Source organism: Pseudomonas sp. ok266 (assembly GCF_900110195.1).
Lineage (GTDB): Bacteria > Pseudomonadota > Gammaproteobacteria > Pseudomonadales > Pseudomonadaceae > Aquipseudomonas > Aquipseudomonas neuropathica.
Genome location: NZ_FOCU01000016.1, coordinates 141,051 through 148,630 on the forward strand (window position 1 = coordinate 141,051; position 7,580 = coordinate 148,630).

Below are 7,580 nucleotides of genomic sequence, written 5' to 3' on the forward strand. Positions count from 1 at the left end.
CCCAGGGGGCGAGGTGGCGAGGGGAAAGGGAGCCGATCTCTGTGCTTTTCAAGGGCCGAGTTCGGCACGGTATTTCAGGTCGGCGTACTTCGCATCAACAACTCGGTCAGTTCCCTCTCCCTCTGGGAGAGGGCTAGGGTGAGGGGCTTTTAGTTGCTGATTGCGAGAATGCTTGCCTGATACGACCCGACGAATACGTCGAAATCACCGACTTCGTTCTGCTCCAGCTCAGCCTGCGCTGCCAGAGAAGTACGCGCCAACTCCTCAAACTTCGCCTGCTCATCCGCCGCCAGTGGTTCGCTGCGGAAAAACTCGGCATGTGCCTGACTCTGACGCAACGAGAACTGCGCAAAGCTTTCCTTGTGCTCTGCCATCGCCGCCAGCACTTGCGCCGAAGGTGTCAGGGACGGATCGCTGACCTTGGCCAGTTGCGCGTCCAGCGCCTTGCTATGGGCATCGCCGCCATGGCTCTGATCCAGCAACGCCGCCAGTGGAGCGATCTGCTCCAGCAGTTCGGCCGCCCAGGTCTTCATCTCGACCGGTTCACCGTCACGCTGCAATTGCAGGCCTGGACGACGACCTTCCTTGACCACGCTGAGGAAGTTCGAGGTGGCGTTGCCGCACGAGGTGTTGGTCAGCAACGGGCTGTCGTTCAGCGCGCAGAACAGCAGGAACGCATCGAGGAAGCGCGACTCGGTGAGGTCGATGCCCATCGGCAGGAACGGGTTGATGTCCAGGCAACGCACTTCAACGTACTGAATGCCACGGGCCACCAGCGCCTGAATCGGCCGCTCGCCGGTGTAGGTCACGCGTTTCGGGCGGATGTTGGAGTAGTACTCGTTTTCGATCTGCAGGATGTTGGTGTTGAGCTGCACCCACTCGCCATCCTGGTGCGTGCCGACTTCAACGTACGGCGCGTACGGCGTGGCCACGGCTTTGCGCAGACTGTCGGTGTAGCTTGCCAGATCGTTGTAGCACGGCGTCAGACCGGCCTGGGCGTTGCTCTGGTAACCAAGGTCGCTCATGCGCAGGCTGGTCGCGTAGGGCAGATACAGCGTGTCCGGATCAAGTTGTTCCAACTGATGCGACCGACCGCGCAGGAAGCCTGCATCCAGCGCCGGCGAGGCACCGAACAGGTACATCAGCAACCAGCTATAGCGACGGAAATTACGGATCAGCGCGATATAGGACGTCGACTGGAAATCGCGATCCGTGCCGACAAAACCTTCGGTTTCGCGCAGCAGTGGCCAGAGCTTTTCCGGCAGGGAGAAATTGTAGTGAATCCCGGCGATGCACTGCATGGTCTTGCCGTACCGCAGGGCCAGGCCCTTGCGGTAGACGTACTTGAGCTGACCGATGTTGGAGGTGCCGTAGTAGGCGATCGGGATGTCTTCCTCGGCCGGCAACGGGCACGGCATCGATGGACTCCACAGGTACTCGTTGCCGAGTTTGCTGTAGGCAAAACGGTGAATCTTGTCCAGGCTCGCCAAGGTATCAGCCGGGTCGGGCAGGGCGGGCGTGATGAATTCCAGCAGCGACTCGGAGTAGTCGGTGGTGATTTGTTCGTTGGTCAGCGCGGAACCCAAGGCTTCGGGGTGCGGCGTTTGCGCCAGGCGACCTTCGCTGGTCACGCGCAGGCATTCACGTTCGATACCGTGCAGGCACTGCTCGAGCAGAGAGAGGTTAGCGCGCTCGCCGAGCAGAGCCAGGCGGCGGTTGAGAAGTTCGCTCAATTTGGATTCCTTCACGCGTCAGTCGCCCCAATATGGGGGTGGGCAAGACGGTCTACAAGGGTGAAGTTGAAACTGGCGTTTTCGCCTGGTTTTATAGCGGCAGGCCATTTGCCGGTCAGTCAAGAACTGCACAATCCCTGTGGGAGCGAGCTTGCTCGCGAAGAGGGTCTATCAGCCAACATTTCGGTTGCCTGACACACCGCCTTCGCGAGCAAGCTCGCTCCCACAAGGTTCGTTGCGCCGAAATTAACTCAAAATGATGACCGGTAGCTACAGGACAGCGAACGTGCCTTGCGCTTTTGCGACCAGTTTGTCGCCCTGCATCACGTCGGCTTCGACCACCAAAGTACGTCGGCCCGGGTGAATCACCCGCGCCGTGCACATGACCTCACCGTCGGAAACGGCGCGGATATAGTTGATCTTGCATTCGATGGTCGCGCTCTGCTGATCGAAGCCATGAGTGCTGGAACAGGCCAGCCCCATGGCGATATCGACCAGACTGAACAGCGCGCCACCGTGCAATTTGCCGCCGCGATTGCGCAGTTCCGGTTCCAGCACCAGGGCGACTTGCGCCACCCCGGTTTCCAGGCTGTGCAGGCGGCAGCCCAACAGCTTGAAAAACGCGCTCTCGACGAGCCCGGCCGGAATCTCCATCAGCGTTTCTTCAACTGCTTGGCGTTGGCGAACAGCGAGGCCATCGCGTTGTTCACTGGCGCTGCGGTGGCGGTTTCCTTGCGCGGCGCGTTGTTCGAAGGCTGGCGTTGCGCCGAGCCTGGACGCGAGCCACGGGCGCCGTCGATCTTCTCGCCCGGGGTGTCGCCCATGCGCATCGACAGACCGACGCGTTTGCGCGGAATGTCGACTTCCATGACCTTCACTTTCACCACATCACCGGCCTTCACCGCTTCACGCGGATCCTTGATGAATTTCTCCGACAGCGCCGAGATGTGCACCAGACCGTCCTGATGCACGCCGATGTCGACGAAGGCACCGAATGCGGTCACGTTGGTCACCACGCCTTCGAGGATCATCCCCAATTGCAGGTCTTTGAGGTCTTCAACGCCTTCCTGGAACTCGGCAGTCTTGAACTCCGGACGCGGGTCGCGGCCCGGTTTTTCCAGCTCTTGCAGGATGTCGGTGACGGTTGGCAGACCGAAGGTCTCGTCGGTGAATTTCTTCGGATCCAGACGCTTGAGGAACCCGGCATCGCCGATCAGCGAGCGAATGTCGCGGTCGGTTTCAGCGGCAATGCGTTGCACCAGCGGATAGGCTTCCGGGTGCACCGCCGACGAGTCCAGCGGGTTGTCGCCGTTCATCACGCGCAAGAAACCGGCCGCCTGTTCGAAGGTTTTTTCGCCCAGACGCGCGACTTTCTTCAGCGCTGCGCGGGTTTTGAACGCACCGTGTTCGTCGCGGTGCGTGACGATGTTTTGCGCCAGCGTCGCGTTGAGGCCGGAGATCCGCGCCAACAGCGCCACCGAAGCAGTGTTCACATCAACGCCAACGGCGTTCACGCAGTCCTCGACCACAGCGTCCAGACCACGCGCCAGTTTCAACTGCGAAACGTCGTGCTGGTACTGGCCGACACCAATGGATTTCGGATCGATTTTCACCAGCTCGGCCAGCGGATCCTGCAGACGACGGGCGATGGACACCGCGCCACGGATCGACACGTCGAGATCCGGGAATTCCTTGGCCGCCAGTTCCGACGCCGAGTACACCGATGCACCGGCCTCGGAAACCATGACCTTGGTCATTTTCATCGCTGGATATTTTTTGATCAGCTCGATCGCCAGTTTGTCGGTCTCGCGGCTGGCGGTGCCGTTGCCGATGGCGATCAGGTCAACCGAGTGCTTGGCGCACAGGGCAGCCAGAATGGCGATGGTCTGATCCCACTTGTTGTGCGGCACGTGCGGGTAAACCGTGGCGTGATCAAGCAGTTTGCCGGTCGAGTCGACCACGGCGACCTTGCAGCCGGTACGCAGGCCCGGGTCGAGACCCAGTGTTGCACGCGGGCCGGCCGGGGCGGCCAGCAGCAAGTCGTGCAGGTTGTGGGCGAAGACGTTGATCGCTTCGGTTTCGGCGCCGTCACGCAGCTCGCCGAGCAGGTCGGTTTCCAGGTGGGTGTAGAGCTTGACCTTCCAGGTCCAGCGCACCACTTCGCCGAGCCATTTGTCGGCCGGGCGGTTCTGGTTCTGGATGTTGAATTGCTGGCCGATCATGCCCTCGCACGGGTGCATGGTGCCCGGCAGTTCGTCGCCGACTTTCAGCGCGGAGCTGAGGATGCCTTCGTTGCGGCCACGGAAAATCGCCAGCGCGCGGTGCGACGGCATGCTTTTCAGCGGTTCGTCGTGTTCGAAGTAATCGCGGAATTTGGCGCCTTCCTCTTCCTTGCCAGCGATGACGCGGGCACTGAGGGTGGCTTCCTGTTTCAGGTAGTTACGCAGTTTTTCCAGCAGGCTGGCGTCTTCGGCGAAGCGCTCCATGAGGATGTATTTGGCGCCTTCGAGCGCAGCCTTCACGTCGGCCACGCCTTTTTCGGCGTCGACGAAGCGTGCGGCTTCGGTTTCCGGGGTCAGGTTCGGGTCGTTGAACAGGCCATCGGCCAAGTCGCCGAGGCCGGCTTCCAGGGCGATCTGGCCCTTGGTGCGTCGCTTCTGCTTGTACGGCAGGTACAAGTCTTCGAGGCGAGTCTTGGTGTCGGCGAGTTTGATGTCGCGCTCGAGGGCAGGAGTGAGTTTGCCTTGCTCTTCGATGCTGGCGAGGATGCTGATGCGCCGTTCGTCGAGTTCTCGCAGGTAGCGCAGGCGCTCTTCCAGATGACGCAACTGGGTGTCATCGAGGCTGCCGGTGACTTCTTTCCGGTAACGGGCGATGAAGGGAACGGTAGAGCCTTCATCGAGTAGCGCGACGGCCGCTTCGACCTGTTGTGGGCGTACGCCGAGTTCCTCGGCAATGCGGCTGTTGATGCTGTCCATAAAACCACCTGACATATTGTGAAATCAGGCTCGCAGGCACGGAAATAAAGGCCCGGAGTCTGGTTGAGCGGCTAGAAAATTGCCGCTGCCTGGGTCAAAAGGCAGCCCATTGACCCGTGAAATCGAACAATTACTGCGCTAGGCAGGAAAAAAAGCCTGCCACCTGCGGTAACGATTCAGACGTTGCCTGGCACAAAACGCCGCGCATTATAACCAGCGTTCTGTCATTCGGGGGCGTCGCAGTCTGTAGGCATAAACCCCGGTTTTCTGGCAGTGAAGGAAAAATCTGCTAACAATGCACACGGTGCGTATAACGGCAGCTACGCCATAATGCGCGCCGAGCTAAAAGGAGCATCCAATGAGCAGCACTGCACAAACTGCTGAAGGCGAAAAAATTCTCATCGTTGACGACGATCCGGGCTTAAGCAGCCTGCTGGAACGTTTTTTCGTCAGCAAGGGCTATCGCGCCCGTACCGTACCGAACACCGAGCAGATGGATCGTCTGCTGTCGCGTGAAGTTTTCAATCTGGTCGTCCTCGACCTGATGCTGCCCGGTGAAGACGGTCTGACCGCGTGCCGGCGTCTGCGGGCCGCGAACAACCAGATCCCGATCATCATGCTCACCGCCAAGGGCGATGAGATGAGCCGTATCAAGGGTCTGGAACTGGGCGCCGACGATTATCTGGCCAAGCCGTTCAACCCGGACGAGCTGATGGCGCGGGTCAAAGCTGTTCTGCGTCGTCAGGCCGCACCAGTACCGGGCGCGCCGGGCAGCGAAGACGAAAACGTCACCTTCGGTGATTACGTGTTGTCGCTGGCCACCCGCGAATTGAAGCGCGGCGAAGAAGTGCACATGCTCACCACCGGTGAGTTTGCGGTACTCAAGGCTTTGGTAATGAATGCGCGTCAGCCACTGACCCGCGACAAACTGATGAACCTGGCCCGTGGCCGCGAGTGGGATGCCCTCGAGCGTTCCATCGACGTGCAGATTTCCCGTCTGCGCCGCATGATCGAGCCTGATGCATCGAAGCCGCGCTATATCCAGACTGTCTGGGGTGTGGGCTACGTGTTCGTACCGGATGGCGCCGCCACCAAGTGATCGGCGATTTGTAGGAGCGGGTCTGCAGGTTTTGGTCGAACGGCCATGCCCGCAGACTCGCAATCCGCAATATGCGAGCATTGCTCGCTCCTGCAAGTGTGTAGCGGTTATAGATGAAAACCCCTGTCTGGTTCCCCCAAAGTTTTTTCTCCCGCACCCTTTGGCTGGTGCTCATCGTCGTGCTGTTTTCCAAGGCGCTGACCCTGGTTTATCTATTGATGAACGAGGACGTGCTGGTGGATCGCCAATACAGCCATGGCGTCGCCCTGACGCTGCGTGCCTATTGGGCCGCGGATGAAGAGAACCGCGCAAAGATTGCTGATGCGGCGACCCTGATCCGGGTGGTCGGCGCCGGTGTGCCGGAAGGCGAACAGCACTGGCCGTACAGCGAAATCTATCAGCGACAAATGCAGGCGGAGCTGGGCGCCGACACTGAAGTGCGTTTGCGCATGCACTCGCCGCCAGCGTTGTGGGTGCGCGCGCCGAGCCTCGGTGATGGCTGGTTGAAGGTGCCGTTGTATCCGCACCCGTTGCGTGGCCAGAAAATCTGGAACGTGCTCGGCTGGTTCCTCGCCATCGGCTTGCTCTCGACAGCCTCTGCATGGATTTTCGTCAGTCAGCTCAACCAGCCGTTGAAACGTCTGGTGTATGCCGCCCGGCAGCTTGGTCAGGGCCGTAGCGTGCGACTGCCGATCAGCGATACACCGAGCGAGATGACCGAGGTCTATCGCGCTTTCAACCAGATGGCGGAAGACGTCGAACAGGCCGGTCGCGAGCGTGAATTGATGCTGGCCGGCGTGTCCCACGACTTGCGCACACCGTTGACCCGCTTGCGCCTGTCGCTGGAATTGATGGGCGACCGAAATGACCTGACGGACGACATGGTCCGGGACATCGAAGACATGGATGCGATTCTCGACCAGTTTCTCGCGTTTATTCGCGATGGTCGTGACGAGTCGGTGGAAGAGGTGGATCTGACTGATCTGGTGCGCGAGGTGGCGGCGCCATACAACCAGAATGAAGAGAAAGTGCGTTTGCGTCTGGAGCCGATTCAGCCGTTCCCGCTGCGTCGGGTCTCGATGAAGCGCTTGCTCAATAACCTGATCGGCAACGCCTTGAACCATGCCGGTGGCAGCGTTGAGGTAGCCGCTTATGTGTCCGGTGACGTCAGTGCGCCGTATGTGGTGCTGAGCGTGATGGACCGAGGCGCGGGGATTGATCCTTCGGAACTTGAAGCGATTTTCAACCCGTTTACCCGAGGCGATCGTGCCCGGGGCGGTAAGGGCACCGGCTTGGGGTTGGCGATTGTGAAGCGGATTGCTTCGATGCATGGCGGCAATGTTGAATTGCGCAATCGGTCCGGGGGTGGACTGGAAGCGCGGGTGCGGCTGCCGTTGGGATTGATGCTGCCGCGGGATGCTGTGTAGATCAAAAGCCCCTCATCGGAACGCCGCCCGTGTAGAGACCGGTACATCCTTTACAAATTAGACCGGGGACATCGTTTACACCTTTACAGGCTTGAAACGCGTTTGGCGCCTCTTTCAAGCCTGCCTAAACAGTGGCTGCAAAGGTACAGTTCCCAAGCGTCATCAGCCACTTCCTTCAACGCGATGTCCTCTCCAATTAGAGCCTCTCCTAGAAAAATCAGCTGTCCTTTCCATTTAATTTCCCCATTTGACCGAACCTTACGTACTTCAACATCGGAACCGTATTCAAGCGCAGGCAAGTAACCGGGATAAGCGCGTATCGACGGGCGATAGACAGATGCCG

General features: G+C 59.8%; 5 protein-coding genes and 1 pseudogene. 2 read left to right on the top strand and 4 right to left on the bottom strand.

The window, feature by feature from the left end; genetic code table 11:
- Window positions 1-149 precede the first annotated feature (149 nt).
- The 3 genes from gshA to BMY54_RS26755 all read right to left on the bottom strand — a co-directional run bounded on the left by gshA (window position 150) and on the right by BMY54_RS26755 (window position 4,711).
- Window positions 150-1,733, bottom strand: coding sequence for a glutamate--cysteine ligase (gene gshA, locus BMY54_RS26745; RefSeq protein ID WP_093440632.1), 1,584 nt, complete (start codon window positions 1,731-1,733; stop codon window positions 150-152).
- Window positions 1,734-2,003: 270 nt separating this feature from the next.
- Window positions 2,004-2,387, bottom strand: coding sequence for a PaaI family thioesterase (locus BMY54_RS26750; protein ID WP_053116527.1), 384 nt, complete (start codon window positions 2,385-2,387; stop codon window positions 2,004-2,006).
- Window positions 2,387-4,711 carry a Tex family protein gene (locus BMY54_RS26755; protein WP_093440637.1) on the bottom strand — a complete coding sequence of 775 codons (2,325 nt, stop codon included), beginning with the start codon at window positions 4,709-4,711 and terminating at the stop codon, window positions 2,387-2,389. Before BMY54_RS26755 ends, BMY54_RS26750 begins: the two co-directional genes overlap by 1 nt.
- A gap of 358 nt (window positions 4,712-5,069) precedes the next feature.
- Between BMY54_RS26755 and ompR the strand changes: the two genes are divergently transcribed.
- Both ompR and BMY54_RS26765 read left to right on the top strand, forming a co-directional pair.
- Window positions 5,070-5,810 carry an osmolarity response regulator transcription factor OmpR gene (gene ompR, locus BMY54_RS26760; protein WP_093440641.1) on the top strand — a complete coding sequence of 247 codons (741 nt, stop codon included), beginning with the start codon at window positions 5,070-5,072 and terminating at the stop codon, window positions 5,808-5,810.
- 113 nt (window positions 5,811-5,923) lie between these two features.
- Window positions 5,924-7,237, top strand: coding sequence for an ATP-binding protein (locus BMY54_RS26765; RefSeq protein WP_016986270.1), 1,314 nt, complete (start codon window positions 5,924-5,926; stop codon window positions 7,235-7,237).
- Window positions 7,238-7,320: 83 nt separating this feature from the next.
- Here BMY54_RS26765 and BMY54_RS30760 read toward each other — a convergent pair.
- Window positions 7,321-7,580, bottom strand: a pseudogene (locus BMY54_RS30760) (IS481 family transposase); the annotation flags it as partial.

What these genes read in the sequence shown, in the direction of transcription:
- BMY54_RS26755 (WP_093440637.1), bottom strand. Translation starts at nt 4,711, where the DNA reads ATGGACAGCATCAACAGCCGCATTGCCGAGGAACTCGGCGTACGCCCA.
- BMY54_RS26765 (WP_016986270.1), top strand. Translation starts at nt 5,924, where the DNA reads ATGAAAACCCCTGTCTGGTTCCCCCAAAGTTTTTTCTCCCGCACCCTT.
- BMY54_RS26750 (WP_053116527.1), bottom strand. Translation starts at nt 2,387, where the DNA reads ATGGAGATTCCGGCCGGGCTCGTCGAGAGCGCGTTTTTCAAGCTGTTG.
- ompR (WP_093440641.1), top strand. Translation starts at nt 5,070, where the DNA reads ATGAGCAGCACTGCACAAACTGCTGAAGGCGAAAAAATTCTCATCGTT.